Here is a 26,020-nt window from a genome sequence, read left to right as displayed (position 1 = left end):
TGTCCGTTTTTGTATGTTTTGAAGCATCAAAAGAGCACCTATGCTTACCATCATAGGCGATAAATGTCTTGTGCCCATTTTTCATTTATGTTAATCTGTAGTTGAAAGCTTTTGCTCCCTGCGGATATACTTTGCGGATATAGGTCCTTCCTTTTCTTTCTGGAAGGATGAACCGTGAGAGAAGAGCTTGTAAATCAAAAGGCGGACTGCTGTTGTGAATTCGGAAATACTCAATACAAATCCTGATAGCCTGAGCAAAGTTAATCAGATACCTGTATTTTCGGCACGGCTGCTCAGGTATCATCACTTTGCCTGCAATAAGCAAACTGAAGTTGTACATGATTAGACGTGCATAGATTTCCTGCATAGCACAGTCTGCTTTTTTTGTATGAAAAGCAGCTAAACCTACAACATGCTTAAGTTCTCTAAAGGAAGTTTCAATTCCCCAGCGAAGATTGTAGATTTCTTTTAAGACGCTAACAGGGAATTCTGATTCAGGAAGGCTTGTTGCAAGGACTTCAAATTCTCCAGTATTTAACGGGAAACTAACAAATCTAATAAGCATTTCATAGTCGGGATGCTTACAGTCAGGGATAAAATCAAATCGCGACTGCTTTGTCATATATTTGTATTTTTCTTTATCGACAGCATACGGTCCTGTGGAATGGCGCGTAATAACGATATTCTTTGTAATATCAAAGGGCTTGCCATCAGGGAGCTTTAACCCTGCAAACATGCTGCGGCTTTTTGAAGTACGCAGTCTTACCACATAATCAAAAAAGCGTTCCTCCACATGAGCAAAGAAGTTGTAGTTTTCATACCCCCTGTCAGCAACAATGATGACAGGATACTGATCCGGTAATCGATCTGTCATTGTAACAATTGCAGCGGTTTCATTCGATTCATGTTTACCCTGGATGATTGCATCAACATATTGCCTGCTCATAATATCAAACAATGCATTTAGATGAAGCATAGAACATTTGGACTCAGGAAAAGCAAAGGGTTCTGAGGGATTCAGAGGCAAAGAGATGTCCGAACCGTCAACAGCAAGCAGACGATATTCCCGGAAGAGGTTGATTTCTTCATGTTTTAAAGAAAAACGGCGAAAAAGCTCAAAGAAAGCCTCCGGTTTAATTTTCTGACGCTGTTGAACAAATGCAGAAACAGAGGGGAAATCTGAATTGTAGTGAAAATACTTCAATAATTCCTGACCTAAAGAAGCGCTTCCCATGGATAAGATAAAACGCATGACAGAAGAAAAAGTGAATTTTCGTTGTCGTTTAAAATCTTTGTCCGGATTATGAACGAAACAATCAAGCTCGTAGAATTCCATTTCATCAATCATTGAAAGCAGACTATGTTTTAAATTTTCAGCAAAAGTATTCATATGCTGTACCTCCTCTTCTAAGGGCTGCGCCGCATATGAGCTGAAATTTGTCAAGTATTTTTTTTAAAACATACAAAAACGGACATACCACTTCTCAATGATATATCCGTTTTGATTGTGTCGGAAGCCTCTTTCACAATGTCAGCTTAACTTAATGACATTGCCGTAAAGGTAAACTGCCTGTTTTCCAAGTTGATTTATTTTAAGCTGTCCGTTTCCACATATAACAGACGATATACGGTTGTAAGTTGCTGTGGGCGCTGCCGCTTCCTGTTGATGCCGTGGAGCCGGAAATCGTGTGCGTATGCGCTCCGGCACTGGCGGTCGCCTTGTTGGTCAGCGCCGTATATCCGGAAGTCGCATCCACCATGACGCGGTTACCTGCGCCATCCACGCCCCATGCGGCCTTCTGGTTCTGCAGGTTATGGGTATGCGCCCCTGCGCTGGCGGTTGCCAGTGTGCCCTTCGCATGGGTATGGGCAGGCATCTGTGCGGCTGTCAGCGCCACCGTTGCCGCACCGCCGGTCTTTTCCACCGTATTGAAATTCGTATCAGACGTGTTAATCCCCACAGGTACCCGCCCGCTTCCCCAGGCCACCCAGGTTCCTCCAAAGTAAGTGGATGGATTGGTGGCATTGACACTCATATAGATACTGCCCACCGGGTACATGGTCTTAATGAAGGACTGGATATAGTCTTTCAGGAGTTTCCCATACACCCGGACATCCCAATCCTCCGCAACCTCAAAAGCGTTATCCACCTCTGATACCTTCCCGACCGCCACGCCTTTGCCGCCCCTCTTAAAGTCCATGACCACGGCAGCCGTGGAAACGATGTCCTGGATGGCGATGGTGGTAAAGGCGTCCGTCAGTGTATATTTGATATCATAGGAAGTTTCCGTGGAGATCTTGCCGCCGCCAAAGGTAAATGCCATACCGGAACTAAAAACGGCGCTGGCATTGGTCCATGCCGTATCCGATGCCTTCTTGTAATAGGTGGCACGGGTAATGGTGTTCTTGCTGCTGCACGATGCATAACTGTAAGAAACCAGCCCCCGGATATACGTTCCGTCCTCATTGACGGTCCCATCACTGAAACAACGCTGCGACAGGTAACTGCTAAAAGACGGCGGGGAATAGGCCACGACGGAAATCGACACCGTTGCCGCCGCTGACACCCGACCCCTGGAATCCGTTACCGTTGCCGTAAAAGTAACCGTACCGGAAGTATTCAAAAATCCAGTGGTAAAACTGGATGCCGTACTGGTGTAACCGCCGCCCGTAATGGAATAGGAAGAAATCGTGGAACCGTAGCTTCCCGCCGCCCCATTGATGGTCAGTGTGGCCTTGGATTTTGTCTGCACATAAATCCCCCAGGTGCTTGGCACCGCCCCATCCACCCTCACAGCACTCAGACTGGTGATCGTAGGTTTTACCGAGGCCGGGACGGTCAAGGTCAGCGTACAGGTCTTGCTTCCAATACTGGTGTTTCCGTTATAGGTGGTACAGGTGATCGTGCAGGTTCCGGTCACTGCCTTGGGGATCTGGTTTGCCAGCGTAAGGGGCGGTGTCCAGGACACTGAGGTCGCCGTGGTCTTTGTGGCAATCGTCCCCGTGGCGTTTCCAAAGGTATAGGTCAGTGTGTGGGTAAAGGAAGAGGATGCACGGCTGATGGCAATCGTGGTGGCAGAGCCCATCGCCACATTGGATGCGGAAACCGTCGATGCCCTTGCGATGGAATCCAGCGTAATATTGGCGCTGGCTGTGATCGACTCATAATAAGTGCCGCTTAAGGTCGCACGGATATAGAATACCGCACTCATGGCCAGACTTTTGCTGCCATCACTGGCATGGCTGACCGTCTGCGTTACTGTGCCGAGCAGATGGGTTCCCGTGCTGCTGATTGCCGGGGATGCATACGTCTGCGCCGTACCGTCAATCGTCACTTTATTATCCGACCTTGCGTTAATACTCAAACTCCAGTCATTGACCAGGTAGGCTTTTGCCGTGATGGTGCTGGTATTGGCGGATACATTCTGTGTCTGTGACCAGTCCACCCGCAGCACATAATGTCCGCTGTGGATGGAGCCGGAAAAGCTGCCGCTGGATGCCATACGTTTCTCCCTCCTTCCTCACAAAAATGAAAACTATCTCTATCCCACTGGGTCACGCCACTTGATGGACAGGTTCCCGTTGGCTCTTGGGATAAAATCAAACCATCCCCGGCTCTCGTTGCCCAGGGACAGTTTGTTCCGTATCTCCGCATTGGTGATCACAAGGCTCTGGTTGGAGATATAGGCAATCTTCTGCCCGTTCTCCTTAAAAGCCAGTTCCTCATTGGAAAGCTCCGCCGTGAACGCATTCCCCACTTTTCCAAGTTCGATCAGCGCACCCTTGAACCGGATATACTCCTCCAAAAGCGTCTGGTTTGCAGATACATTGTTGATGATCTCATTGGTGATCTGCGAAAAGTCCATACGGATCTCACTGCTGTTCTGGGTGATGCTCGCCTGGAAATCCTGCTGAATGCTCTCCAGCTCCGACTTGGAAAGATAGGTCTCCCGGACGGAGCTCTGTATCTGCTCCGAGGTCTTCGTGATCTCCGAGTAGCACTCCCGCACGTTGATTTTCAGGGATTCCACATCCTCCACCGCATCGTCATACGCCTGCACGTTCTGGAACGTGTGCTGGCAGATGGTCAGGAGCGCCATAGCCGCCACCCCCTAATTGGACACATCACACTGCAGCGTGGCAATGCTGTCAATGTCATCCGCAGACAAATAAATGACTTTCCCAGTCTTTCCAAACTCTGTTTCTTTCCCATCCTTATCCTGCTTATACCAGGTGTAGGTAAGGCTCTGCTTTTCTGTTGCCGCAACCCAGGCCGTGCCGTTGTACTTCATCAGGGTGACCGTTTTCGCCGTGTGGTCGATCTTGTACCAGAACATTCCGCTTGTCGGCGTGGAAGGCGCTGTCTCGCTGATATTGCCGAGCAGCGCATCCACTTCTTTCTGGTTGGTACGGACGATTACATAAGGGACCAGGCCGCCCAGGCTGTTCTTGACCGTAAACCCACCGATGGAGAGCATCTCCGATACATAGGGGTCTGACTTATCCTCCACTGTGATCACATCCACATAAGATTTGCCTCCATAAGTCATGGTGCACCGGTAAGACTGGATATTCACGATATCCGCGCCGGAAACGGTCAGCGTATCAGACGTTTCCCCGCTGATATCCGTCCATTTTCCGGCGGTATATTTTGCCCACTGGTAGGTTGCGCCGGTAGCGATCTCTGTTGTACCGCTGTATGCCGAAGTCGCCAGCACCAGGGAGCCGGACTGGTTTAACACAACCGTTCCATTGGGCGCATACACGGAAAACACCACCGCACTTGCCCCGTTGCTTCCCTTATTGGACTTTGTCCAGGCAAACTTTTTCACCACGGTCTTTCCTGAAATCGTAAAGGTCAGATCAATCGTCCCTGTCAGCACCGATGCCCCACCCAGGGTGGCATTGGCGGCAAAGGTCAAGACCACGGAACCTGACGCAGATGCCGTGGCTGCCGTATTGGATTTTACGGTCACTCCGGTTGGCAGGGTTCCCACCGTACAGGTACACGGGGTCTGCGTGATGCCTACATATCCGGTAAAGGGGATCGTCACGTCCACGGCAGCCTGTACCGCACCTCCTGTGGTACAGGCGATGTTCTGCGCCTCATTCCCCAGGATGATAGACAGACCACCGGCGCCTGCCTGCCCCGGCTGTCCCTGCTCCCCGTCATACATCTTCGTGATGGAAATGGTGTCGAACACATCCGCATCATCGGTCACCAGCTTGATCTGCGCCACGTTGTTGAAGAACACCGCATGGGCAGGTTTTACCACCAGCGTCCCGCCGGTAATGCTGGTATTGTCCGAAGTGGTCGGATAATCCGTCCACACACCGGAACTGTTCAGATACTGCCACTTGCTGACCGTTACCCCCTGGACCTGTGCAGACAAAGTCGCCTGCGTTGCCCCTACCAGCGCAGAACTGGTATTGTATTTGAACACATAGGTATCCGCCGTCACATAGGCCAGTTTTGCGTTCTCCGCATTCTTTACCAGCGTGTAGGTAATATCCGAGGAAATATTGACCGTATTCTTCGTTTCCGAATCGTAGTAGCTGATATAACAGATATAAGTGATCATCCCGGAGGAAGATGCCGAGAGCTTGTTCTGGCTGACCGTCAAGATACCGCCGGACACCGTTTCTCCCGATGACAGGGCGCTCTCTGCTCCCGTTCCATCTTTGCGTTTCCACGAAATGGTCAGCCCGGATGCGTCCAGCGCCACGTTGGTCTGGTCTAAGAAGATCACCGGGGTCAGCACCAGATGGGACGTGGCCCAGTTCGGTGCATAGGCATGTGGCAGGGTATTCGGGTCCTCACTCTGCGTCTTCGGCAGGTTGGACGTGATATAGGCCGACAGCTTCCGCTGGTCTGTGATGTCCACGAAAGTCTGCTGGCTGGATGTTAAGATAGTAGGCATTTTTGTGTTCCTCCTTCATATTTTTAAAGCGAATATGACCAGTCCGCTTTTCTGCTGATTAATAAGATTAAATGGTGACTTCACAATAAAAGGATGCATTGTCTAATACGTCCTCGGTTGATATGGTTACGCTTTTCATTCCTTTGTGCAGGCCGTCCCAGTCGGCATCCGTTTCCGCATTGCCGGATTTCCTGTGCCAGCAAAAAGCGGAAGCGAGAAGGGTATCTGTGATCTCCTTATCCCAGGACAATACCCTGCACCTTAAAATACTCTGCTGCCCTTTATCCCGGAAGATACTCGTTCCTTCCACCACCAGTTCTGTCCGGTACATTTTCGCTGTGGTGATATCCTCGACTTTTCCGAAGATATTCTCGATCTTCTCCGTCTGCCCTAAGATGTCCTGCTCCAGTGTGCTTAAGTTCTGGTTCTGCTTCGCACTGATGGCAGTCAGCCGGATACCGCTTGCCCCGATGGTGATGGTGTTGCCGGAAGGATTCAGATAATCCCTCGTCCTCTGGATGCACAGATACCGCCCGTCAATCCCATGGGGCGGGGAAGAACAGTACACATACTGCCTCGCATGGATATCCGCAATGTCCGCCCCGGTATCCGATTCATCCACAATGGTCAGCTCCATGCTGGTGATTCCTTTCGCCAGTTCAGAAATCCTCGCTTTCGCCTTTCTGAGAAGGTTGGAAGAAAGTGTCACATCATCCCACACTTCCGTTGCCCATATCCATCCAATCTCTTTAACCGCATCCTCATCAAACACATAATTCTTCCCGTCATTGGCGGCTTCAATGGTGACACGCTCATCCGTTTCCACCTCATTGCCTTCCTCATCCGTGGTTTTGATCTTCGCCCCAAGGGGAATGAGTGCTGTCACCCGTTCTGTGTGGTCAAACGTGATTTTCACATCAGTCAGGTTCTTGCCGTACTCCACTTTTTGAAGGGAGGCTTCCGTAAAATCTGCCAGGTAATCCAATACTTTTCCATCGGCTGTATACCGGAGGCGCAGGTACCCGCCATGCGTATTGATCAGTTTCTCCCGGATGGCGTCCATCGTCATGGAATAATCCGAACAGCTATACGCAATATAATCGTTGTTATCAACCACTGTTACTTCTCCCACCGTGAACCGCTTCCGCTCCTCTACACTTTTGTTGTGTTCGGTTATGAAATACTCGAAAAGCCCTCTCAGGCTGCCTTTGTAGTTATAGGGCGGCTGCTGGCTGTCCTTTAAATAGGAAAGGGCAGATTCGCAGGTCCATGTGTGGGTGTTATAAAAATCACTGCCGTCATCCAGCGCCCGCCCTTCAAAGACCGTTTCATTCCCTTTCTTGCAGATAATCACAGATGCCATCGGTTTAATGCTATGCAAATACGGATGGTTATAAGGGGCCGACAGTGTCAGGCTGTCAATGTTCTCCGCATCCTCTTCCACCTTCGCCTCTGTGACTGCCAGTTTCGATAACTGTGGATGGTAAAACAGCGCCCCATCCACATAGATACGGAATAATCTCATAGGCATCCCTCCCGGTACCGGAAGGTCACTGTCCCATTTCCAGTGACAGACACCACATTTCTTCCTGCCTGCAATTCCATTTCAGGAAACTCCCAGGTGCCGGAACTGACTGTTTTTCGGAAAGTATCTGTGCCAATCTGCCAGCTCAGTGCCGTTTCCGCCGTGGCTGTGATGACCGGAACCACAGGCATATAGTCATTATCCAGAATGACATTCCCTCCGCCCGTCACTGTGATAACGGTTTCTTCCACATGGTAGCGGTAGGAATCCCCATCGGAACAGGAAATGGTGAGCTGCCCTTTTCCGGTCAGTGGATCATAGGCCGGCACCATTTCCAGTGTGCCGATGGCATACAGCCCCGGTTCCTCACTGCAAACCACTTTCACCAGATGCCCTGCAAACGGGTTCACCACCGCACTGACCTTTTGATTAAACTGCTCCCTGGTGCCAAGCATGGAGAGTATGATCTCAAAGTTCCGGGGCTGGTAGGATACCCGCCCCAACGCTTCCGTGTACCGGATCGGGGAATTCCGCCCCGGCACTACTATGGTATTACTCTGGGACTGGGGTGTTGGGAAATTGATGCTCTCCCGAAGCCACCCAAGACCAGACATCCATACATTATTTAGTTTTACATCTGGTCTCATAGGCTCAACCTCCTGTTCAGTTTCTGCATCTGTCCTAACCTGCTGTCAATGGCCGGGAGCAGATGCCCCACCAAAGTTCCATCCTCCAGATAGATCCCCTTGCTGCTGTTTGCCGCAATGATGGACAGATAGCGCTCCATCGTGCTGGTATCCATCCGGTTAGAAAGAATACTCTCCAACTGACTGTAGAAGCCTTTCAATGGCAGGATTGCTTCTGCTCCTGCTTCACCGCCAGCCATTAAGTTCGTGCCGTTCATACCAAACAGTGTCGGCCGTGTCATGATACCGCCTTCTTTGTACCAGTCAATAGACAGATGCGGGACGCTCGGCGGCATAATCGACAGGCTGCCGGAAATCCTAAAATGCGGCAGCTTGATGTGCGGCAGAGAAATCTTCATGCTGGAGAAGAATCCGGTGATCTTATCCACAATACCCTTGATGGTGTTTTTCGCTGCCTCAATCGGGGTAATAATGGCGGTCTTGATGCCGTTCCAGACGGAAGTGGTGGTACTCTTGATGCCATTAAATACGGAAGTCACAGTACTCTTGACTGCGTTAAATACGGACGAAACTTTGCTCTTGATGCCGTCCACCACGGTCGAAATGGCAGATTTGATACCGTTCCAGACGCTGGAAGCCACTGACTTGATAGCATTGAATATGGTAGTCACCACGGATTTTATCGTGTTCAGCACAGTAGAAATTTTTGTGCTGATCGCCGTCCAGATAGTCGAAATGACATTCTGGATCACGGACATCACGGACGAGATCACACTGGAAACTGCGTTCACTGCGGAAGATACCACCGATTTGATGGCGTTCCAGACAGATATGATGGTTTCCTTGCAGTTCTCCCAGATAAACTGGAAAGGCAGCGTGATAATGTCAAAGGCGGCACTCAGAATGGAGCCGATCAGCATGATTCCTGTCTGCACCACATTTGTGATGGTCTCCCAAATACCGGAGAAGAAAGCTACAATACCGTTCCAGATGCCCTCGAAGAAGGTCTTGATATTCGTCCAGACCTCGCTCCAGCTCGTACCGAACCAGCCGAGGAACACATCCACAATGCCCTGGATCATGCCAATCGCTGCCGAGAGCACACCCTTGATACCTTCCCATACTCCGGAGAAAATCGTCTGGATGCCAGTCCACATCTGCGACCAGTTCCCGGTAAACAGTCCGATGAACACATCCAGGATACCAGTGATCACATTCAGTACTGTGGAAAGGATTGCCGCAATCGCCTGAAACGCCCCTTCAAAGACCGGGGCTAGCAGGGAACAGAAACCATTCCATACCGCTGAAATCACCTGCGTGATGTCCTGGAAACTAAATCCCAAGGCATTCAGCCGGTCCACGATTCCCTGGCAGAAGGTGCTGACCGTCTCTTTGATGGTATTCCAGGTTCCGATGATGGCCTCCCGGAATCCTTCATTGGTATTCCACAGATGCAGAAAAGCAGCCACCAGTGTCCCGATGACTGCCACCACTGCCACAACCGGAGCCGAGATGCCGCCCAGAGCCGCACCCAGTTTCCCAAAGATGCCTGTACCGCCCTGCACCGCCACTTTCAGTTTGTTAAAGCCGTTCGCCAGCTGTACAAACCCTTTCATGGCTGTGCCAATCTTGGCTATCGTGGTTCCCAGGATTACCAGGAACGGTCCAAGCGCCGCCACCAAAAGTCCTACTTTCAAGACCATCTGGCGGGTTCCCTCGTCCATGCCGTTTAACTTATCCACGAACTCCTGGATTTTCGTCACAATACTGCGGATGGCGGGCATCAGCATCTCACCAAAAGAAATCACCAATTCCTCCAACTGGCTCTTTAAGATGGTAAGCTGCCCCATCAGGTTATCCTGCATGGTCGCCGCCATCTTCTCAGCCGTACCATCGCAGTTGTCAATGGCGCCGCTTAACTTTTCAATATCCGCAGGGGCGGCATTCATCAAAGCAAGAAAACCGCTCATGGCGTTCTTGCCTACGAGGGATTCCGCCGCCTGTGCCTTCTCGGATTCGGTCAATCCTCCAAACGCAACCCGGCAGTCTGCCAGGATATCCGACAGGCTCCTCATACTGCCGTCTGCGTTCGTTGTGGCAATGGTCACATCCCCGATGGCCTGCCCGCTGATCTTCACTTCCCCGGCAAGGTTGTTCATAATAGTACGAAGTGCTGTACCTGCCTGGGAGGACTTGATACCTGCATTCGCCATCAGGCCGATCGCCTCTGCCGTATCCTCCGCAGAGAAACCAAGCGCACCCGCAATCGGCGCACAGTATTTGAATGTCTCGCCCATCATGCTGACATTCGTATTGGCATTAGAGGATGCCGCTGCCAGAATATCCGCAAAATGCCCGGAGTCCGCGGCGCTTAGTCCGAAGGCGGTCAAGGCATCCGTCACAATGTCCGATGTGGTCGCCAGGTCCTCTCCCGATGCAGCGGCAAGGTTCATGATGCCGTCAATGCCGGAAATCATGTCTTTTGACTTCCATCCGGCCATCGCCATGTAATTCATGGCCTCCGCTGCTTCGGATGCGGAGAACTTCGTTTTCTCACCCATCTCACGGGCTTTATCCCGGAGGGCCTGCAGGTCATCCCCGGTCGCCCCGGACACCGCAGCCACCTGGCTCATAGCAGAGTCAAAATCCGCAGCCGTTTTCACAGCCGCAATGCCCAGACCGGCAACCCCTGTGGAGATCGGCATGATCGTTTTCCCAACGCCAGCGATGGAATTTCCCAGATTCTCCATCTTGCCGCCGATCTCATCAATCTTTGCAAGAGTGGTGCTGGTAGTTGCCGCCTGCTCCTGGAGCCGCTTTAATTCCTGCTCGGTCTCGATGATCTCACGCTGGAGGGCATCGTATTTATCCTGTCCTAAGTCGCCGTTCTCCAGCTGCTCCTTTGCCTGTACCTGCGCCTGTTTTAAAGCATCCAGCTTTTCCTTTGTGGATGAAATCGCGTCCTTCAGTAACTTCTGTTTCTGTGTGAGAAGTTCTGTGTTGGCGGGATCCAGCTTCAGCAGCTTATTGACATCTTTTAAGGCACTCTGCGTATGCGTGATAGAAGAATTGACACTTTTCAGGGCCTTGTCTAAGCCTGTCGTATCGCCGCCAATCTCAATCGTGATGCCTTTGATCCTGCTTGCCACTGTTCCTCACCTCCAAACATGTAAATGGCGCACCCGGACCGGATGCGCCAAAGCTAAAATTTATCAAAATCTTCCTGGGTGGCTTCACGGGCCACTTTTTTGTACTTCACATCATCGTTTCCTTTTTCCGTCCACATATCAATGATCAGGCCGATGGTAAGAAGTTCCAGGTCAGAGATCGCAATACCAAGCTCCACACAACGCAGGAGGAACAGGGGCGTTGTCATTTCCCTTGTACTCCTGCCAACTCTTTTTTTGCCTGCACCTCCACCATCATGTTCTGTCCCCACAGCTCCAGAATCTGCGGCAGGACCTCATAAATGGAGAACATATCAAACTGGTCCAGCCATTCCTCAATAGTCGGAGGAATGGAATTGTCCGCATGGTAAGCCATGATATAGGCCACGTTCTCGAAAATCTCCAGGTCCTCGATCTGGAATTCCTCCCCGTCCTCGGTCTTGCCTTTATAGGATTTCTCCAGCTTGGAGAGGTCTTTGAAAATGTCCCTCTTAAACTTCGCCCGGTACAGGCGAGGAATAGTGGCCGAGGAACGGAACGCCACCTTTTTCCCGCAAATCTCAATCTCCCGTTTCAGCATTTTTTACGCTCCTTCCTCTGCTTCTTCCTGTTTGTTCGGCAGATACACCGATTTATACCAGTTCGTATATGCCTCTTTGTCCGTGGTGTCGCCCGTCCTTGCCTTTACCAGCCCATCCGAGCGCGGGTCTGCCGTGATCGACAGGGTTTCCGTTCCCGGCTCAATGGTGTCCTCTTTCGTCTCCGATTCAATGGACGGACGGGATGCCGAGCAGTTATACAGCACATGGCGGATGGCGTTCACATCCCCGTCAAACTCAAAGAGCAGGGCAAACTTCACGCTCTCCCCAACCCCGCTGTTCTCCACCAGCACGCCCTTGCCGTCCAGTTCTTCCTGCAGAATCTCCGTGCGGAACCACTCCGGGATCAATGCGATCTCCAGATCACCGCTGTATCCGTTGTTGGTCACGGAACGGAAATATACAATGCCATCCGCATAGAACGGGCTGGATTCGCCTTCCGCATCCAGGCTGATACTCACCGCTCCGGGAATCGCCTTTGGTGCGGCATAGGTAAAGGTGGTCTCCCCGTCCGCCACCGTCTCGGTCAGCTTTGCGGCATGGACATTTTTCAGGTTATATTTGACTTTGTTCCCCATAGCCTTCATACCTCCATTTCATAAATCACTTCATACAGTTTCTCGGACTCGATGTAGGTTTCCGATTTCTCATAGAACAGCCCGTAAGCGTCAAACACAGCTTCCAGCCGTTCTTCCAGTTCCGGCACTTTCTCGTCCGTATACAGCTCCACATCCAGCTGCTTTACTTTGAAGTAGACCTTCCCGTCTGCCGCAAAGTTGTTGCTGCCGGGTGTCAGGTAGCAGATAAAGGGCGGCTGCGGGGATTCCCCTTCCGCAAAGTGGTGGTATGCGAAGGGCAGTCCCGTACCACCTAACATGTTTGCAATCTCTTCATAATCCATTACGAAATCCCCCTTTTGATCGCCGCTTCCAGTTCATTCACGGCATACTCCTCTGCCGGGGCGATATGCGCCTTTCCCGCCACCCGGCCGCCGCCGCGCTTGGCATGGCCTTTTTCCAGAAGGTGTGTCAGCCCCGGCTTGGTGCGGTTATAGACCGTAATACTGACCTGCCCGGTTTTCTCCGAGGTCTTTTTGACCGCCCACCCTTTTTGGTAACCTCCGGATTTGACCGGGGAGCCGGCCTGCGCCCTTGCCTTTGTCTCTTTTGCTACAGAATTCACTGCGGTTTTTACCACCTCGTCTGTAACCTTTTTATACTCATCCAGCGCGGACATGATCTCACTGGAGAGCTGGTCTGCCGATATTTTCTTTGCCATCGCTGCCTCCTCACTGCCTTGGTTCCCTCCGGCATTTGAACCGGATTTCCTTCTTCCGGTAATTCATCAGATCCACCGACTCAATGTCGTAAACCTCTCCCCGGAACCTCACACGGAAGCCTGTGGAAGTGACAGCGGCGGTCTCACTGCACCAGCGCACCGTAAAGGTGACGGAGCGTTCCTCGCTGGATACTGCGCTTTCCTTTTCCTCCGCCTGGTAGGTAGAAGCATAGGCATAGCAGGAAAAATAAGGAGTCCATGTGTTTTTGTGGTTCCCGATGGCATCCGTAACGACTGCGTTCTTCTCAACCGTTATCCGCTCATTCAGCCTTGAAATCTCCATGCCAGCCCCTCCTTACAGAATCCCTTCCCGGATGGAAAACAAAAGGGAACGAAGCGTCAGCACAAGGCTGTGGTGGTCCGCTTCCTCCCGGTGTTCATACAGATAGCCGAGGGCATACAGCACCGCTACTTTCATCACTTCCCGTATCCGGGAAAGTTCTTCTTTCGTGTATGCCTCTGTATTTTCTGTTTCATCAGCGTCCACCGCTGCCCACTGTTCCTCCGTAAGCCTCGCCACATCCGCGCACAGTTTCCCGGCAGAGGTTAAGAGGATGCCGACCAGGGCATCCTCATCCGGGGAATCCACACGGAGATAGGTTTTTGCTTCTTCCAAAGTTACCAATGCCATGGCTGCATCCTCCTTCGCATCAGCAGATGGCAGGCATAAAAACACGCCCGCCGTCTGCCGCAGTGTGATCCCCATTAAGTGCTGCTGGATGCGCTGGCTTTCATCTGGAGCACCTGCACCGCTTCCGGCAGGATCAGCTTGCCGTCCACACGCTGGGTGGAAAGGAAGCCTACCTGGTCGGTACGGGCATACAGCTCATTCAGCCTGCGGAAGGTTCTGTTCTGGCGGTCCGCGATCCAATAGTAGCTGTAGTCACCGAATGCCAGCACCTTACTGCCTGCTGCCACGGCCGGCATAAAGGCAGACGTTTTCAGCGGGCGGTTTAACAGGGTATCCGGCTTACCAATCTCAAGGCCCGGCTTCCAGATATAGTTGCCGTTGTTGTCTTTCAAGGTCATCAGCTGCAGCACTACCGCCTCATTGCACAGAAACTCCGCTTTCTTGCGGTACGGCGCTTTCAATGCGTAGTACAGCTGGAAGATCTCATCAAAGGTCAGCTTGGTCTGCGTTCCTGCGGTTACGCCCACCTTCGCCCCGGCATCATCCAGGATGCCCAGCGGCTTGCCAACACCGTCTCCGGTAATGAATGCCTTCTCCTCCGCGTTGCCCATACGCACACCAAAACGGCGGGCGATATAGGTCGCAAGGTCAAATGCGGAATCGTTCAGAAGTTCATTGGAAACCTTGATCATGGTGCCCAGCTTATAAGCCGACAGCATGGTCTGCCCAAAGGTGGTATCGCTCTCCGGGATTTCCTCCCCTTCATCAATCCAGCTGGCCTCCCCGGTGTCCTCCGCAATCGGAATCTTACGGGTGCCGGAACTGGTGCGGATGACAGTCGCCATGCCGCGGAAGATGTTGTTCTCCTCCAGTGCCTCCACCAGCTTCTTTTCAAACTCATCCGGCACGGTGTATCCGCCCTCCGTATCCACCCCGACAGACAGGGCGTTTCGCACCTCGCCGTAGTTGCCACGGTTGCGGATCATGTCCCAGAATGCAGTCTTATACTCCTCCGTCCCGGTCGGGCTGGTGTCCTTATCCTTCGGGCTGCCGTTCTTCGGATTGCCATGCACCGGATTGGAGGTCGGGGCCGACAGCTTGGCATCAAACTCCGCCTGCTGCTCCAGACGCTCGATCTCCGCGCCCAGGTCTTTGACCTCCTGGGCCATTTTGTTGTACTGCTCCACCGCATCAGCGGCTACAAGGCCGTTCTCCCCACGGTGCTGCTCCAGGAATGCCTTGGTCTGCTCCCAGAGGGTATTGCGCTTGCTTCTCAATTCAAGAATCTTACTCATGTCATTTCCTCCATAAAAAATGTGATTTTGGGTATAAAAAGAGCCGGATATGTCTGTTTCAGGCATTTGCCCTACTTCAAACACTCCAGCTGTTTTTCTAAGATCAGATATGGCACACTGCCATCTTCCGTTGTGCCGTCCATGCGGATAACCGGTGCGGTCGGTTTCCCATCCTCCGGTCCCAGAGGTTCCGTGTGTGTATCCACAGGCGGTTTTTCAGGAGGTTTCCCGCTGTCCACACCAAGGCGGTTCAGGATCGTCATCCCCATCTGTCTGGTGGAATAAAGCTGTGCTTCCAGATGGATGCCCGGCTTTTCCTCTTCCTCCTCTGTTTCTTCTTCCTCTTTTTCCGGTTCTTCTGCATCAAAGAGGATTTCATCCGCAAACCCCAGCTCCACTGTCTTTTTCGCATTCATCCACGTCTCATTGGACATCAGATTGGAAATACGGCTGTGGGACAATCCGCTCTTGGCGGCATAGGCGTTGATGATACTCTCCTTCACTTCATTGAGCGTATTGATTGCCCGCTCCATGTCTTTGGTATTGCCATAAGCGATGGTGCTGGGATCATGGAGCATCAGCATTGCCACAGGGGACATCAGCACTTTGCTTCCGGCCATCGCTACCACAGAGGCAGCGGAAGCGGCAATGGCGTCAATCTTGACGGTAACTGTCCCCTTATAATCCCGGAGCATCGTGTAAATCTCCGCTGCTGCGAACACATTTCCACCGGGGCTGTTGATCCAGACAGTAATGTCGCCGCTGCCTGCCTCCAGTTCCTCACGGAATGCCTGCGGCGTCACAGAGTCCCCCCAGAAGGACTCCTCATCAATCGGGCCCTCCAGACGGAGCACCCTGCCGTCGGCTTCATCATGAATCCAGTTCCAGAATTTCTTCATCGTTTCCGTTTCCTTTCTCTTGGTTTTTGCGGCGTACTCTCACTCCGCCTGTTCTCACTGTCAGGTGTCTCTTCCTCCGGCTGTTCCTCTGGCACGGTCTTTGGCTGGTTCTGCTCCACAGCCGCCTGCTTCACCTGGGCAAATTTCCCTGCGTCCCGAAGTTTCACATAGCCGCCGTTCAGGTAATAATCGTCCCCGCCCTCCTCTGCCGGGATCAGATCCATGTTCTCCAACCGATGGATGTCGTTAGGACTTAAGAAACCGTTGCTGATGCCCGTGGCGTAACCGTTCATCCTGCTCTGGTAATCGCCGCGCAGCAATCCGTCTACGTTGAACTTTGGAAACAGCACATCCTGTTCTTCTTCCAGTAGAAGGTCTTTGATGATTGCCTGCTCGAACCGCACCAGCCACGGAGTCAGGGTATGCACCACAAAATCGATCGACTGGTGTTCGATGTTGGAGAAGGTGGCGTGTTCCAGGCTCTGCACCATGTGGGGCGGCACCCGGAAAATGCGGCAGATTTCCTCCACGCCAAACTGCCGGGTGGATAAAAACTGGCTGTCCTCCGGCGGCAGGGAGATCGCTTTGTAGGCCATCCCCTCTTCCAGCACGGCAACCCTGTGCGCATTGTTGGCACCGCCGTATACCGCAGTCCAGTTATCCCGTATCTTCTGCGGGTCTTTTAGTACCCCCGGATGCTCCAGCACACCGCTTGGCTGCGCCCCGTTCTTAAAGAATGACGCTCCGTATTTCTCCACGGCCAGAGTTGTGCCGAGGCTGTTTTTCATCATGGCAATCGGGGAAAATCCCACAAGGCCGTTAAACCCAAGCCCCGGAATGTGCAGGATTTCATCTTTCCTAAAGTAAATATCCTGGTTCTGTTCCCCCGGCACTTCATCTGTGTAGGCGTGGTAGATATAATAAAGCTGCCCCTGCTCATCACGGTCGACTTCCACGTTTTCCGGGAGCAGCGGATACAGGCCGAGAACGTTGTTCCTCCCATCCCTTATGATCTGGGAATAGGCATTCCCCCACAGGAGCAGATGTGTCATCATGGTTTCCCTCCAGATAAAACTGCTCATCTCATCGTTGGGCTGCCGGTATAAGATCCGGTACAGCGGGTGGTCAAAGGCGCTCTCTTTTCCTTTCCCATCATCGGTGTAACGGTATAGGTGCAGCGGCAGCGCCGCCACTGTTTCCGCCAGCAGCCGCACACAGGCGTACACTGTGGAAATCTGCATGGCAGACTGTTCATCTACCTTTTCCCCGCTGTTCGCAGTCCCAAAAGAAAAAACCTGCCCGGAATCACGGACGCTGTCCGTCACCTCCGGCAGATTTTCCCCTGGGGCATCCCTGGGTTTTAAAAAACCCATCCATTCTAAAAATCCCATTGGATCATTCCTCCTATACGGAAAACGCAGAAACACCCCAGCCCACAAGGACCAGAGTGCTTCTGCGTTTCCTGTTATTAAACTGTTTTCATTCTAATCATTCCTATTCCGCTTCCGCAGGCAGTGTATTGATCAGTTCCGACCAGAAATCATGCAAGTATTCTGCTGCCTGCTGGATCACCGTGGAATATGGTTCTTCTGCCTCTGCCGCGGTGTTTCTCATCCAAAGCACCGTATCATCCGCAAGTTCGGGTGTTACCGTAATAAATACGGATGTTTTCAGTTTATCATCCATGTTCCGGACTTCCTGCTCCAGCATATCCCTCGCATAAACTGCCTCATCCTTTGTGATCTTTCCCACGGCGCAGAGGCTTAAGAGGGCGCTTTGGAAAAGGCGGTATCCCGGTCAGCTCCCTGCCAATGTGTGTTCCACATCGTTTCCATGATCAGCTTTACCCTGTTATTTTCCATAGTCAAAATCTCCTTTCTTTTTAGGGTAGCCTATCTATCACTCTGGGTGGGGTAAAAGTCAAGTTCTTATTTTCAACCTGCGGCATCAACGCTTGTTGTTCTTAAAATGGCTGTACTCCTGAACCAGGAGTTTTCCGAATCTCTGTCCAATCAGTTCCTCCGTGTCAACTCTTTGATACATATCTTTCTCCTAAAACACTAACAGTCCCCTGTCCGGCTCATCATATACGCTGCCCTGCATCTCATGCCGGATACAGCGGTCAAGCCCCATGATCCAGGCTACAATCCCATCAATTTTCTCCGTGCTCTTCTTCTTACTCGGCTTGATGTTCTCTGCTGCATCTGTCTCTGCCACCACATTTCCTGCCATCCATCTCAGCACCTCGTTCCCGCCATGGACCATTTTTCCTTCTAGAAGCAGTTTATACAGTTCTTTCATTCCAGGGGACATATCCTTAAATCCCATGCCAATCGGCACCATCGCAAATCCATCCCCGGCAAGGTCAGTAATCAGCTGTGTCGCATTCCAGCGGTCAACCCCGATCTCCATGATGTGGAACTGCTCTCCCAGCTCATTGATCGTTTTCCGGACAAAATTGTAATCGACCACATTCCCTTCCGTTACATGGAAGAGACCTTTCTTTCTCCACACATCGTAGGGAACATGGTCACGCCGTGTCCGCAGTTCCAACGTCTCCTCCGGGAGCCAGAAATGCGGAACTACAATATATTTGTCTCCTTCATACTGAGGCGGAAACACCATGACAAAAGCCGTGATGTCAGAAGTGCTGGATAAGTCCAGCCCCGCATAACACTCACGGCCTTTCAGTTTTTCCACATCAATGGGAATGTTCCCTTTTTCATATATATGGCCCGGTATCCAGGCTACGGCACTGTTTACCCACTGGTCCAGGCGGAGCTGGCGGAACACGCTCTCTTCCGCAGGATTTTGCAGAGCCTCACGGAAAGCGTCCCTTACACGGTCAATCTGGATCGTATAGCCAAGGGATGGATTCGCTTTGTACCAGTTTTCCTCATCTGTCCAGTCATCGTCATCCTCCAGCCCATAAATAACAGGATAGAAAGACGGATCTATTTTCCTGCCGGCAAGAAGCTCCTTTGCCTTTGTGTGTACTTCATAGCAGATACTGTTTCTGTCTGTCCCTGCGGTAGAAATCAGGAAAAAAAGAGGCTGCTCCCTGGCATCCCCGGAACCCTTTGTAAGCACATCGTACAGATGACGGTTCGGCTGGGCATGCAGCTCATCAAGGCACAGCGCAGATACATTCAAACCATGTTTCGTACCAACTTCTGCGGACAATACCTGGTAAAACCCGGCGTTACTGTAATTTACCACACGCTTCGTTGCACCCATGATCTTTGAACGCTTCAGCAATGCGGGAGAAAACTCTATCATCCGCTTTGCTACATCATAAACAATCGATGCCTGCTGGCGGTCAGCCGCCGCACCGTAAACTTCCGCTGATGGCTCGTTATCCGCATAAAGCATATACAGGGCAACAGCCGCCGCAAGCTCACTTTTCCCGTTCTTCTTGGGAATTTCGACATATGCCATGCGGAATTGCCTGTTTCCATCCTCTTTCACCACACCAAAAATGTCGCGGATGATCTGCTCCTGCCACGGTAACAGCCAGAAGCGTTTCCCCGCCCATTTTCCTTTGGTGTGTCTCAAGTTTTCTATGAACTTCACTGCCCGGTCTGCTTTTGCTTTCTCATAATGGGAAGTTGGCAGCATAAACCTTGTTGGCTGGTAATCTTTCAATTTCGGGTAATCCTTCGGTCTTGTCTCTGCCATCAGCTTCCACCTCCCAACAGTTCCTCCATTTCATCCACAGCTCCGCTCCGGCTGTCTGTATCCGCAATGATCCGACTCCGGGAGGAAGGTGTCAGGCCGAACTGCTCGGCAAAGCGGTTCATGATTTTCAGATAGGTCTGGGCAATACTGACCTGCGGCACAGTCTGCCAGTAACCCGATGGAGTCTTTACGATGGAACCGTGCTGCGTGATAAATTCCTCCGCCTCCTTCCAACGGGCGTAAGCCTGGCAATATCCGGCAAAAGCCGCCATATCCACTTCCGTCAGGATGCCGATCTGCTCCATCTGCTTTGCCAGACGCCGCCACTCCTTCTTCGCCTCCGGCTCCAGCCATTTCGGGCAGGAAGGTGCCTTCTTGACTGGTTTCGGTTCTTTTGCATTCAATGGGCGCTTACCCGGATTCCCTTCTAATTCTTTAATCGCAGTCGGTGTCGGTTTTCTTCCCCTTGTAGCCATAAGGCATCCCTCCTTTCCTCCAAAATGGGCAAACAAAAAGGACCTCCGAAGAAGTCCTTAAGTAAAATCAATCTATATAAAAACGGGGATAACAAGGCACAGCCCCTTCCGGGGTGTGTGCCTGCCGCAATGTTTATGCGTTTACCTGTTTCCATGCATCATATTCATCTTCAAGTTCTGCCTCCTCAATGATCTGGTAGATGCTGCAAAAGCGCTCCCTCTGGCGCTCCGTTTCTTCTTCCGTGTATCCATCCCCATCCTTCATCATCAGATAGCCGTCCAGTTCCGCTTTCGCCCGGAAGAAAACCAGTTCTTTCAATTTCGCTGATTCCTGCTCCGTGCGAAGGCCGACTCTTTTTTCCTCAATGGCGCTGTTCAGTCTCGTGAACTCTGACCATTCAAGTGCTGTGTCCTTCTTGATTGTGATTTCCATTCCTTTCAGGTCATATTCATTTGACGCTGCTTTAATCTTTGTAAGGTAAACCTGCGCCTTCCTGCTCATTCTTTTTGCCATGTCTGTTTCCTCCGTTTTTCTCTGTTTTCCCTTTTGGTAGTAGCATATTACCTCTGAAACACATAATTATCCAGTCAATTCTGCTCCATAAATATACCAAAGATACAGAAGGAAACTTGTGTACATTATGAGATAACGGACAAAGGAAAAGAGCTGGGCGCTTCCAGCCGTTTTCCTTTATCCGCTTTCAAAAGTCTTATATCCGCTCAATCCTGCAGGTCATGCCATCCACTTCTGTAATTCTCCATTTCTCATTTCTCCAGAGCACCTCCATGATCCGTACCCCGACATATTCATTGCTCCGGCTCCGGTCAAAAAGGACTGTGCCGTGCTGCTCCATCCACCGGGAAAGGTTCGTTTTCAAGTGCGCTTCCCGTTCCATTTTATCCGCCAGGTTCATCTAATCCCATCTCCCTTAGTCCTCGCATCAAGGTAATCTGCCATACATCTTGCATCCCCCAGTTCCATGCTTAATAAGGCAAAAATCTTTTTCTTACGGGTCCTGTTCATCTGAAAGACTTTATTCAACAATAATACTGCGTCCCAACACTTCTGTGATTTCCCATGCATTAAAATCTCTTGCATCTTTGTCTGCCTTTTCCCTTATTCTGCGGACAGCATCCTCTCCATGAACCCCAATGGAAAGTTCTTCCCTTTGGAGCAGGTCAGAAAAAGTCGAATTCCAGACTTTATACGTCACCTTGTATAATTTTAATTTCATACCAGCACCTCCGCTTTTCTTTTTGTAGTAGCATATTACCTCTGGTTTGACACATTATCCAGTCAATTCTGCGCCGTAAATGTACCAAAGATACGGAGGGGAAATTGTGTATATTACAGCAGCCCGGAATTTCCTCTGTGGAATCTTTCGGACCTTTATCTGGATCATTCTTCTTCTATCCACTCATAATAAACATCTTCGCAGTCACAGCTTATCATCTGCATTCCGCAGACTGGGCAGCGTTCTATATCACATCCAAAATGGTGGAAACATCCTTTCACTGCGCCGCAGTCACCGCAGCGTTCTCCATCTTCCATGTAGGGGTTAAAATCCCTCTCATCCCCGGCCTTGATTCTTGGGTATACTTTCCCGTTAATGTGTACCGTGCCGACAGCGCATCCCTGCACTGTCAGCATCTCCCTTTTACAAATCCTGCATCCTGCCATAATCCGTATCCTCCTTTATTTTGCTTTTTCCATACACCATGCAATGGCGTGACCGCCATCCTTGAAAGCATCCTCTGCCGCTTCTACCAGGTTCAGCCTGCATTCGATATCCGGCAGCCCTGTTTCTTCCGGGGTTTCAATGAACTCGTAAACCGCTGCGACGAACCCTTTCCAGCCAATGTCTGCTACAAGAACCTGCTCCCCGTATTTTAATACCGCGCCGTAGGAGCTGACCTTCATCTGCAGGTTCTCCATATTAGTGGTCTCTTCAAACTTGTAAAATGCTTTCATGCTGTGTTCCTCCGTTTTCTTTGTTTTCCCTTTCGGTAGTGACATATTCGCTCTGTTTCGCACATATAGCAAGTCAATTACGGGAATATACCGCACAAAGATATGGGTGGGTATTTGTGTATTTTATTCCCCGCTTTCCTACTCCTGCAGGATTTTGTCAACGGCCTCCTTCGCCGCTTTTTCTGCGTTATAGTCGAAAAAATAGGACGCATCGCTCCGGGCCACTTTCCTATGCTCCGGATCATATACAGCAAAATCAAATCCCATTTCCCTATTGTTCCAGCTAACTGCTATGTAGTAACCTTTATATTCCACTGCTTTGTCCTCCTGCTTTCTGTTTCCCCCTACAGTGCCTCCACAGCCGGCCATGTCCGCCTTTTTCCCGCAAGTCCGGACAAAACCCGACGAACGGCTTTTAAGGGGCTTACCGCCCCTCTCCCGGCCGATTACGTTTTTTTTTATTTTTCCTCCGCATCCCCGATGGAAAAAAGGTATCCATGGGCTTTTTCATATTCTTCGCTCATAAATGCCTTGCATTTACCGTTGATCTCCACAATCCCCTCCAGCCTGCATCCGTTCTGTGTGAAAAGCCATGCCGTTTCCACCGCCGAAGACCAGGTGGAGGAAAATGTGAATTTTTCTATGCCGTATTCCCGGAGGCTGTCGATCAGTGCGGTTACCTTGTCGTCCCAGATCACCTCGTTCAGGTCAAGGTATTTGTTGCCTCTCTCCTGTGCCTCGCAGTAAAACCGGAAAACCATCTCATAAATGCTTCCTTTTGCTTTAATCTGGTCTGCAAGCAGCTGGTGCGCTGCCCTTGCAGCCTCCTCCATTTCTGCGTTGCCCGTTTCTCTCGCCTCATTAAACTGTCTCCTGCACTCCAACTCTCTTGCGTATTCTTCTGCGAAATTGTTCTTTGCCATGTCTGTGTCCTCCTTGCTTTGTAGGTGTTTTCCTTTTGTGTGACACATCTTACCGTCATGTGCCGGGAATAGCAACTACTATCGGAACCATAATGTACACAATCATTCCTGTGAAAATTTGTGTATTTTACGGTTCATATAAAACAGGCACGAGCAAAAGGCCGGCCATGCCAGCCCCTTGCCCCTGCCTGTTTTCCGGTCTTTATTTCGTAACCGTCAGGTAACTTACGTTTCCGAGTGTATCCTGGGACCGCAGCCGGATCATGGCATCCGTTTCCCGGTCAAGCCGGAACTTCCGTAAAAGGTTCAGCTTTCCAAGATTCCTCTCCAGTTCCTTCCCGTTCCTGCTGTCCTCCACTGCATCCGTAAACCTTGCAATATCGCAGTCATTTCCGTACCATAGGTTACTCAGTGCTTCTTCCTGCCCCCTGGAAGTCTGCAGGCTGATTTTTCTTTTCCGGTTCTTCTGGCTGCTTTCTATCCCAAGTTCGTAGGCTGCTTCCAATGCCGCTTTGATGCTCCAGACGGAAACATCCAGAAAATCCTCGCTGTCATTGTCGCGGGTTTCCAGATCCCCTCTGACTTCAACCGGGTAAATGTGTTTCTTTGCGATCTCCACCAGGTTTTCCAGTTCTTTTTTGCTTAATTTCTTCATGTTCATTTCCTCCATTTTCTTTGTTTTCCCTTTCGGTAGTGACATATTCGCTCTAAAAGCACATATTATCAAGTCAATCCTGAGTTATAATGTACACAAAGATATCTGCAAGAAACTGTGCATTATTTCTGGATGAAGAAACTAATCTTCGTCCATCAAATCCCCATTTTCTTTCATGAATAATTCATAGTAGCGTTTGTTCAGGTTATCCTGTAAAAGACATAGCGGCAGGCAACACCTCATTTCATGTACCGCCTCCAGGTCATCCCATAAACCAGTGCTCTCAAGATATTCCATGATTTCTTTTTCAGCCTTCTTATGCATCCGGCGCAGACGTTTCTCATTTTCTTCATATTCTTCTGCAATATTTTGAATCTTCGCCAGCAGGTCCCCGTCTACCTTCCAGACTTTACATTCGAAATTGGCAATGATTTCATCCGATTTGTCTGTAATCTCATAATAGTGGGAATAAAGATACCTGTAATAGTGGCATCCCGGCGGCAGTACACTGATCACATTCAGGATTGCCTCCTGGTCATTCCATAAATCTTCCCACTCCAAATACTGGTTAACCTCACCTGAAAGCTGTCGTATCGGCACCCTCATATCTTCAAAAAGTTTTTCATAGTCTTCCTTGAATTTCAGTGCCTTCTCCCTGACTGTTTTATCAATTCTCCATTGCATTTATGGAATCCCTCCTTCGTTTTTGTTGATGCCATATTACCGTCACTTACAGAGGATAGCAAGCAGTTCCACTGTCATATATGTACCAGACATCCCATCCAGAGATTGTGTACATTATGGTTCAAAATCCTCTTGATAAAAACCTCTTTCAGAGCGAATATACGGTAAACTGGAGGGGGAGCCGGATGATTGCCGGCCCCTGTTTTCTCTTTAAGAAAAATCCACCATGTCAACTGTCCGGCATATACGCTTATAGCAGCCCTTTTTCAAGGCGCGTTTCCTTCCATGCCTTACCTTCCGGTTCAGGCGCTTCTTATTGAGGGCAATTCCTCTTTTCAGTTCGCCTCTCATACTGTACACACCGTTGCCCCGATTCCAGCTGTTTCTTTTTATCCGTGCCGTTCCCGGCATTGGTTTCTGCAACATGACCGCCTCCTATCCGAGCGAAGCGAACGCTTCTTCCTTTGACCGGAACATCCGGGATGGGGATGCATTGATATGGCTCCCCGTCCTGCTTTCCAGAAAATAATACCTGCCATCGAATGACAGAACTTTATATTCAGCGCTTTGCCGCTTTTTCTTATTGGTGACCACATAACAGGTATCTCCCATTTTCCACTCTTTAGCATCCATCCTGTCCATACGCTCCTTTCAGCCGTGCAAGACGCATCCGCAGCTTTGCCCTGGCCTTCTTTTTCAGATTCCGTCTCCAGCGGCGGATCGTAACTGCCCTGCAGTGGTTCCTTGACCAGCAGTAATCATCCAGTATGTATCTGCCGCCATGCTCCCGCTCTCCGTAGGCGGGCATTTTTCTGTGGCTCATTTTCATCTCTCCCATCTTTTATCCCGCGTCACCACCGGTCCGCATCGTTGTAATATTCCTGGATCTCCTGTCTCCCGTCATCATCCGTCACCACTGCCGGGAACCGTATCTGGAACCCGTGTCCCTCTCCGGCAAGCACTGCGGCGGCATCTTCCGCAATAAGCCCGATAAATGCCATGTCCCATACAAGATTTTCATCTTCCGTCAACACCTTGCAGAGTTCAAAAACAGCACCGTATATCTCATCATTCCTGGCGGCCTGCTCATCGGAAAGTTCCAGTTCCTCATCTGCTCCCAAATGTCTCTGTTCTTCCGCTTTCTGGTTATCTGCCTTCATGCTCTCTCGCCTCCCTCCATGCCGCCCATGTAAACATCTGTTTCTTCTCTGACATACCGGCATCTTCCAAGGCTTCCTCTGTTCCACACAGGTCGCAAACGATAAGGTTCGCCCTCCGGCTGACTGCATGGCGCTCCAGATGCGGCATGGGGTTCCCGCAGCGCGGGCATTGCCCTCCGGTCTGCGTTTTCCCGTATCCATCTAGAAACGCTTTCACCATTTCATCCGTGTCGATGCGGTGGCAGGCGTCCTCCCCATAAACCACACGCAGGCTGCCGCCCGTGCGCCACGCAACTTTGATGCTGCCCGTATCATCCACTGACTTCACAGTCCCGCGTGTCCCCACCGGAGGGGCCTGCACATCCTCCATCCGGTCAAGCACCACCTCACAGCCTACAGGGTATTCTCTCCTGATTTTCTCTACAATCTCTTCCCTTGGGAATCCCATGC

General features: G+C 50.8%; 34 protein-coding genes. All 34 read right to left on the bottom strand.

Translation table 11 applies throughout. The features are described 5' to 3' along the window. Positions 1-85: 85 nt before the first annotated feature. Positions 86-1,390: an IS4 family transposase gene (locus tag ACGHCT_RS04970; RefSeq protein WP_390438674.1), complete on the bottom strand. Its 1,305-nt coding sequence runs from the start codon at positions 1,388-1,390 to the stop codon at positions 86-88. Between the two features lie 202 nt (positions 1,391-1,592). After that, the gene (locus tag ACGHCT_RS04965; RefSeq protein ID WP_390438671.1) at positions 1,593-3,503 is read right to left on the bottom strand and encodes a DUF859 family phage minor structural protein; all 1,911 of its coding nucleotides are present in this window, start codon (positions 3,501-3,503) and stop codon (positions 1,593-1,595) included. A gap of 39 nt (positions 3,504-3,542) precedes the next feature. Continuing rightward, on the bottom strand, positions 3,543-4,100 hold the full coding sequence (locus tag ACGHCT_RS04960) for a hypothetical protein (RefSeq protein ID WP_390438668.1): 558 nt from the start codon (positions 4,098-4,100) through the stop codon (positions 3,543-3,545). Positions 4,101-4,112: 12 nt separating this feature from the next. Then, the gene (locus tag ACGHCT_RS04955) at positions 4,113-5,921 is read right to left on the bottom strand and encodes a hypothetical protein (protein ID WP_390438666.1); all 1,809 of its coding nucleotides are present in this window, start codon (positions 5,919-5,921) and stop codon (positions 4,113-4,115) included. Between the two features lie 67 nt (positions 5,922-5,988). Then, positions 5,989-7,446, bottom strand: a complete 1,458-nt coding sequence (locus ACGHCT_RS04950; protein WP_390438664.1) for a phage tail spike protein — start codon at positions 7,444-7,446, stop codon at positions 5,989-5,991. Then, positions 7,443-8,093, bottom strand: coding sequence for a hypothetical protein (locus tag ACGHCT_RS04945; RefSeq protein WP_390438661.1), 651 nt, complete (start codon positions 8,091-8,093; stop codon positions 7,443-7,445). Before ACGHCT_RS04945 ends, ACGHCT_RS04950 begins: the two co-directional genes overlap by 4 nt. Then, positions 8,090-11,242, bottom strand: a complete 3,153-nt coding sequence (locus ACGHCT_RS04940) for a phage tail tape measure protein (protein WP_390438658.1) — start codon at positions 11,240-11,242, stop codon at positions 8,090-8,092. The genes ACGHCT_RS04945 and ACGHCT_RS04940 overlap by 4 nt, the downstream gene beginning before the upstream one ends. A 53-nt stretch (positions 11,243-11,295) precedes the next feature. Further along, positions 11,296-11,469 carry a hypothetical protein gene (locus ACGHCT_RS04935; protein ID WP_390438655.1) on the bottom strand — a complete coding sequence of 58 codons (174 nt, stop codon included), beginning with the start codon at positions 11,467-11,469 and terminating at the stop codon, positions 11,296-11,298. Then, a complete protein-coding gene (locus tag ACGHCT_RS04930) occupies positions 11,466-11,840 on the bottom strand; it encodes a hypothetical protein (protein WP_158370072.1) in 375 nt (124 codons plus the stop codon). The genes ACGHCT_RS04935 and ACGHCT_RS04930 overlap by 4 nt, the downstream gene beginning before the upstream one ends. A gap of 3 nt (positions 11,841-11,843) precedes the next feature. Next, positions 11,844-12,437, bottom strand: a complete 594-nt coding sequence (locus ACGHCT_RS04925; RefSeq protein WP_390438652.1) for a major tail protein — start codon at positions 12,435-12,437, stop codon at positions 11,844-11,846. A 5-nt stretch (positions 12,438-12,442) separates the two neighbouring features. Continuing rightward, positions 12,443-12,760: a hypothetical protein gene (locus ACGHCT_RS04920; protein WP_390438650.1), complete on the bottom strand. Its 318-nt coding sequence runs from the start codon at positions 12,758-12,760 to the stop codon at positions 12,443-12,445. Continuing rightward, the gene (locus tag ACGHCT_RS04915) at positions 12,760-13,137 is read right to left on the bottom strand and encodes an HK97 gp10 family phage protein (RefSeq protein ID WP_390438648.1); all 378 of its coding nucleotides are present in this window, start codon (positions 13,135-13,137) and stop codon (positions 12,760-12,762) included. The genes ACGHCT_RS04920 and ACGHCT_RS04915 overlap by 1 nt, the downstream gene beginning before the upstream one ends. A 10-nt stretch (positions 13,138-13,147) precedes the next feature. Continuing rightward, positions 13,148-13,480, bottom strand: a complete 333-nt coding sequence (locus ACGHCT_RS04910) for a phage head closure protein (protein WP_390438645.1) — start codon at positions 13,478-13,480, stop codon at positions 13,148-13,150. A 12-nt stretch (positions 13,481-13,492) separates the two neighbouring features. Continuing rightward, positions 13,493-13,903: a head-tail connector protein gene (locus ACGHCT_RS04905; RefSeq protein WP_390438643.1), complete on the bottom strand. Its 411-nt coding sequence runs from the start codon at positions 13,901-13,903 to the stop codon at positions 13,493-13,495. Then, entirely contained in the window at positions 13,903-15,123 is a 1,221-nt protein-coding gene (locus ACGHCT_RS04900) for a phage major capsid protein (RefSeq protein WP_390438640.1), read from the bottom strand. The genes ACGHCT_RS04905 and ACGHCT_RS04900 overlap by 1 nt, the downstream gene beginning before the upstream one ends. Positions 15,124-15,194: 71 nt before the next feature. Further along, positions 15,195-16,022: a head maturation protease, ClpP-related gene (locus ACGHCT_RS04895; RefSeq protein WP_390438638.1), complete on the bottom strand. Its 828-nt coding sequence runs from the start codon at positions 16,020-16,022 to the stop codon at positions 15,195-15,197. Further along, positions 16,019-17,413 (bottom strand): phage portal protein, encoded by a 1,395-nt coding sequence (locus tag ACGHCT_RS04890; RefSeq protein ID WP_390438635.1) that lies wholly within the window; start codon positions 17,411-17,413, stop codon positions 16,019-16,021. The genes ACGHCT_RS04895 and ACGHCT_RS04890 overlap by 4 nt, the downstream gene beginning before the upstream one ends. 103 nt (positions 17,414-17,516) lie before the next feature. Beyond that, positions 17,517-17,708, bottom strand: coding sequence for a hypothetical protein (locus ACGHCT_RS04885; RefSeq protein WP_390438632.1), 192 nt, complete (start codon positions 17,706-17,708; stop codon positions 17,517-17,519). 366 nt (positions 17,709-18,074) lie between these two features. Continuing rightward, the gene (locus ACGHCT_RS04880) at positions 18,075-19,700 is read right to left on the bottom strand and encodes a terminase large subunit (RefSeq protein WP_390438629.1); all 1,626 of its coding nucleotides are present in this window, start codon (positions 19,698-19,700) and stop codon (positions 18,075-18,077) included. Continuing rightward, complete coding sequence (locus tag ACGHCT_RS04875) at positions 19,700-20,176, bottom strand: phage terminase small subunit P27 family (protein ID WP_390438626.1); 477 nt, start codon at positions 20,174-20,176, stop codon at positions 19,700-19,702. The genes ACGHCT_RS04880 and ACGHCT_RS04875 overlap by 1 nt, the downstream gene beginning before the upstream one ends. Before the next feature lie 133 nt (positions 20,177-20,309). Next, positions 20,310-20,690 (bottom strand): hypothetical protein, encoded by a 381-nt coding sequence (locus ACGHCT_RS04870; RefSeq protein ID WP_390438623.1) that lies wholly within the window; start codon positions 20,688-20,690, stop codon positions 20,310-20,312. 196 nt (positions 20,691-20,886) lie between these two features. Then, positions 20,887-21,090, bottom strand: coding sequence for a hypothetical protein (locus ACGHCT_RS04865; RefSeq protein ID WP_390438620.1), 204 nt, complete (start codon positions 21,088-21,090; stop codon positions 20,887-20,889). 120 nt (positions 21,091-21,210) lie between these two features. Beyond that, positions 21,211-21,411 (bottom strand): hypothetical protein, encoded by a 201-nt coding sequence (locus ACGHCT_RS04860; protein WP_390438617.1) that lies wholly within the window; start codon positions 21,409-21,411, stop codon positions 21,211-21,213. 164 nt (positions 21,412-21,575) lie between these two features. Further along, a complete protein-coding gene (locus tag ACGHCT_RS04855) occupies positions 21,576-21,857 on the bottom strand; it encodes a hypothetical protein (protein WP_390438614.1) in 282 nt (93 codons plus the stop codon). A 15-nt stretch (positions 21,858-21,872) separates the two neighbouring features. Next, positions 21,873-22,148 (bottom strand): hypothetical protein, encoded by a 276-nt coding sequence (locus ACGHCT_RS04850; RefSeq protein WP_390438612.1) that lies wholly within the window; start codon positions 22,146-22,148, stop codon positions 21,873-21,875. A gap of 138 nt (positions 22,149-22,286) precedes the next feature. Further along, a complete protein-coding gene (locus ACGHCT_RS04845; RefSeq protein WP_390438609.1) occupies positions 22,287-22,463 on the bottom strand; it encodes a hypothetical protein in 177 nt (58 codons plus the stop codon). A gap of 143 nt (positions 22,464-22,606) precedes the next feature. Beyond that, complete coding sequence (locus ACGHCT_RS04840; RefSeq protein WP_390438607.1) at positions 22,607-23,071, bottom strand: hypothetical protein; 465 nt, start codon at positions 23,069-23,071, stop codon at positions 22,607-22,609. A gap of 202 nt (positions 23,072-23,273) precedes the next feature. Further along, positions 23,274-23,726 (bottom strand): DUF6900 domain-containing protein, encoded by a 453-nt coding sequence (locus tag ACGHCT_RS04835; protein WP_390438605.1) that lies wholly within the window; start codon positions 23,724-23,726, stop codon positions 23,274-23,276. A 141-nt stretch (positions 23,727-23,867) separates the two neighbouring features. Continuing rightward, positions 23,868-24,410, bottom strand: coding sequence for a hypothetical protein (locus tag ACGHCT_RS04830; RefSeq protein WP_390438603.1), 543 nt, complete (start codon positions 24,408-24,410; stop codon positions 23,868-23,870). A gap of 210 nt (positions 24,411-24,620) precedes the next feature. Then, positions 24,621-24,836, bottom strand: a complete 216-nt coding sequence (locus ACGHCT_RS04825; protein WP_390438600.1) for a hypothetical protein — start codon at positions 24,834-24,836, stop codon at positions 24,621-24,623. Positions 24,837-24,845: 9 nt separating this feature from the next. Beyond that, positions 24,846-25,052: a hypothetical protein gene (locus ACGHCT_RS04820; RefSeq protein ID WP_390438597.1), complete on the bottom strand. Its 207-nt coding sequence runs from the start codon at positions 25,050-25,052 to the stop codon at positions 24,846-24,848. Next, on the bottom strand, positions 25,033-25,233 hold the full coding sequence (locus ACGHCT_RS04815; RefSeq protein WP_390438594.1) for a hypothetical protein: 201 nt from the start codon (positions 25,231-25,233) through the stop codon (positions 25,033-25,035). Before ACGHCT_RS04815 ends, ACGHCT_RS04820 begins: the two co-directional genes overlap by 20 nt. Positions 25,234-25,261: 28 nt before the next feature. Continuing rightward, entirely contained in the window at positions 25,262-25,570 is a 309-nt protein-coding gene (locus ACGHCT_RS04810) for a hypothetical protein (protein WP_390438591.1), read from the bottom strand. After that, on the bottom strand, positions 25,557-26,018 hold the full coding sequence (locus tag ACGHCT_RS04805) for a DUF4314 domain-containing protein (protein WP_390438589.1): 462 nt from the start codon (positions 26,016-26,018) through the stop codon (positions 25,557-25,559). Before ACGHCT_RS04805 ends, ACGHCT_RS04810 begins: the two co-directional genes overlap by 14 nt. Positions 26,019-26,020: the final 2 nt, after the last annotated feature.

Source organism: Lactonifactor longoviformis, assembly GCF_042848515.1.
In the GTDB taxonomy this organism is placed as follows: Bacteria; Bacillota; Clostridia; order Lachnospirales; family Lachnospiraceae; genus Lactonifactor; species Lactonifactor longoviformis.
The sequence above is the reverse complement of the archived record's forward strand: the minus strand, read 5'-3'. Positions and strand labels throughout refer to the sequence as shown.

Excerpts from the sequence above, each read along its gene's own strand:
- ACGHCT_RS04970 (WP_390438674.1), bottom strand. The coding sequence starts at position 1,390 with ATGAATACTTTTGCTGAAAATTTAAAACATAGTCTGCTTTCAATGATT.
- ACGHCT_RS04965 (WP_390438671.1), bottom strand. The coding sequence starts at position 3,503 with ATGGCATCCAGCGGCAGCTTTTCCGGCTCCATCCACAGCGGACATTAT.
- ACGHCT_RS04960 (WP_390438668.1), bottom strand. The coding sequence starts at position 4,100 with ATGGCGCTCCTGACCATCTGCCAGCACACGTTCCAGAACGTGCAGGCG.
- ACGHCT_RS04955 (WP_390438666.1), bottom strand. The coding sequence starts at position 5,921 with ATGCCTACTATCTTAACATCCAGCCAGCAGACTTTCGTGGACATCACA.
- ACGHCT_RS04950 (WP_390438664.1), bottom strand. The coding sequence starts at position 7,446 with ATGAGATTATTCCGTATCTATGTGGATGGGGCGCTGTTTTACCATCCA.
- ACGHCT_RS04945 (WP_390438661.1), bottom strand. The coding sequence starts at position 8,093 with ATGAGACCAGATGTAAAACTAAATAATGTATGGATGTCTGGTCTTGGG.
- ACGHCT_RS04935 (WP_390438655.1), bottom strand. The coding sequence starts at position 11,469 with ATGACAACGCCCCTGTTCCTCCTGCGTTGTGTGGAGCTTGGTATTGCG.
- ACGHCT_RS04930 (WP_158370072.1), bottom strand. The coding sequence starts at position 11,840 with ATGCTGAAACGGGAGATTGAGATTTGCGGGAAAAAGGTGGCGTTCCGT.
- ACGHCT_RS04925 (WP_390438652.1), bottom strand. The coding sequence starts at position 12,437 with ATGGGGAACAAAGTCAAATATAACCTGAAAAATGTCCATGCCGCAAAG.
- ACGHCT_RS04920 (WP_390438650.1), bottom strand. The coding sequence starts at position 12,760 with ATGGATTATGAAGAGATTGCAAACATGTTAGGTGGTACGGGACTGCCC.
- ACGHCT_RS04915 (WP_390438648.1), bottom strand. The coding sequence starts at position 13,137 with ATGGCAAAGAAAATATCGGCAGACCAGCTCTCCAGTGAGATCATGTCC.
- ACGHCT_RS04910 (WP_390438645.1), bottom strand. The coding sequence starts at position 13,480 with ATGGAGATTTCAAGGCTGAATGAGCGGATAACGGTTGAGAAGAACGCA.
- ACGHCT_RS04905 (WP_390438643.1), bottom strand. The coding sequence starts at position 13,903 with ATGGGGATCACACTGCGGCAGACGGCGGGCGTGTTTTTATGCCTGCCA.
- ACGHCT_RS04900 (WP_390438640.1), bottom strand. The coding sequence starts at position 15,123 with ATGAGTAAGATTCTTGAATTGAGAAGCAAGCGCAATACCCTCTGGGAG.
- ACGHCT_RS04895 (WP_390438638.1), bottom strand. The coding sequence starts at position 16,022 with ATGAAGAAATTCTGGAACTGGATTCATGATGAAGCCGACGGCAGGGTG.
- ACGHCT_RS04890 (WP_390438635.1), bottom strand. The coding sequence starts at position 17,413 with ATGGGATTTTTAGAATGGATGGGTTTTTTAAAACCCAGGGATGCCCCA.
- ACGHCT_RS04885 (WP_390438632.1), bottom strand. The coding sequence starts at position 17,708 with ATGGATGATAAACTGAAAACATCCGTATTTATTACGGTAACACCCGAA.
- ACGHCT_RS04880 (WP_390438629.1), bottom strand. The coding sequence starts at position 19,700 with ATGGCAGAGACAAGACCGAAGGATTACCCGAAATTGAAAGATTACCAG.
- ACGHCT_RS04875 (WP_390438626.1), bottom strand. The coding sequence starts at position 20,176 with ATGGCTACAAGGGGAAGAAAACCGACACCGACTGCGATTAAAGAATTA.
- ACGHCT_RS04870 (WP_390438623.1), bottom strand. The coding sequence starts at position 20,690 with ATGGCAAAAAGAATGAGCAGGAAGGCGCAGGTTTACCTTACAAAGATT.
- ACGHCT_RS04865 (WP_390438620.1), bottom strand. The coding sequence starts at position 21,090 with ATGAACCTGGCGGATAAAATGGAACGGGAAGCGCACTTGAAAACGAAC.
- ACGHCT_RS04860 (WP_390438617.1), bottom strand. The coding sequence starts at position 21,411 with ATGAAATTAAAATTATACAAGGTGACGTATAAAGTCTGGAATTCGACT.
- ACGHCT_RS04855 (WP_390438614.1), bottom strand. The coding sequence starts at position 21,857 with ATGGCAGGATGCAGGATTTGTAAAAGGGAGATGCTGACAGTGCAGGGA.
- ACGHCT_RS04850 (WP_390438612.1), bottom strand. The coding sequence starts at position 22,148 with ATGAAAGCATTTTACAAGTTTGAAGAGACCACTAATATGGAGAACCTG.
- ACGHCT_RS04840 (WP_390438607.1), bottom strand. The coding sequence starts at position 23,071 with ATGGCAAAGAACAATTTCGCAGAAGAATACGCAAGAGAGTTGGAGTGC.
- ACGHCT_RS04835 (WP_390438605.1), bottom strand. The coding sequence starts at position 23,726 with ATGAAGAAATTAAGCAAAAAAGAACTGGAAAACCTGGTGGAGATCGCA.
- ACGHCT_RS04830 (WP_390438603.1), bottom strand. The coding sequence starts at position 24,410 with ATGCAATGGAGAATTGATAAAACAGTCAGGGAGAAGGCACTGAAATTC.
- ACGHCT_RS04825 (WP_390438600.1), bottom strand. The coding sequence starts at position 24,836 with ATGTTGCAGAAACCAATGCCGGGAACGGCACGGATAAAAAGAAACAGC.
- ACGHCT_RS04820 (WP_390438597.1), bottom strand. The coding sequence starts at position 25,052 with ATGGACAGGATGGATGCTAAAGAGTGGAAAATGGGAGATACCTGTTAT.
- ACGHCT_RS04815 (WP_390438594.1), bottom strand. The coding sequence starts at position 25,233 with ATGAGCCACAGAAAAATGCCCGCCTACGGAGAGCGGGAGCATGGCGGC.
- ACGHCT_RS04810 (WP_390438591.1), bottom strand. The coding sequence starts at position 25,570 with ATGAAGGCAGATAACCAGAAAGCGGAAGAACAGAGACATTTGGGAGCA.
- ACGHCT_RS04805 (WP_390438589.1), bottom strand. The coding sequence starts at position 26,018 with ATGGGATTCCCAAGGGAAGAGATTGTAGAGAAAATCAGGAGAGAATAC.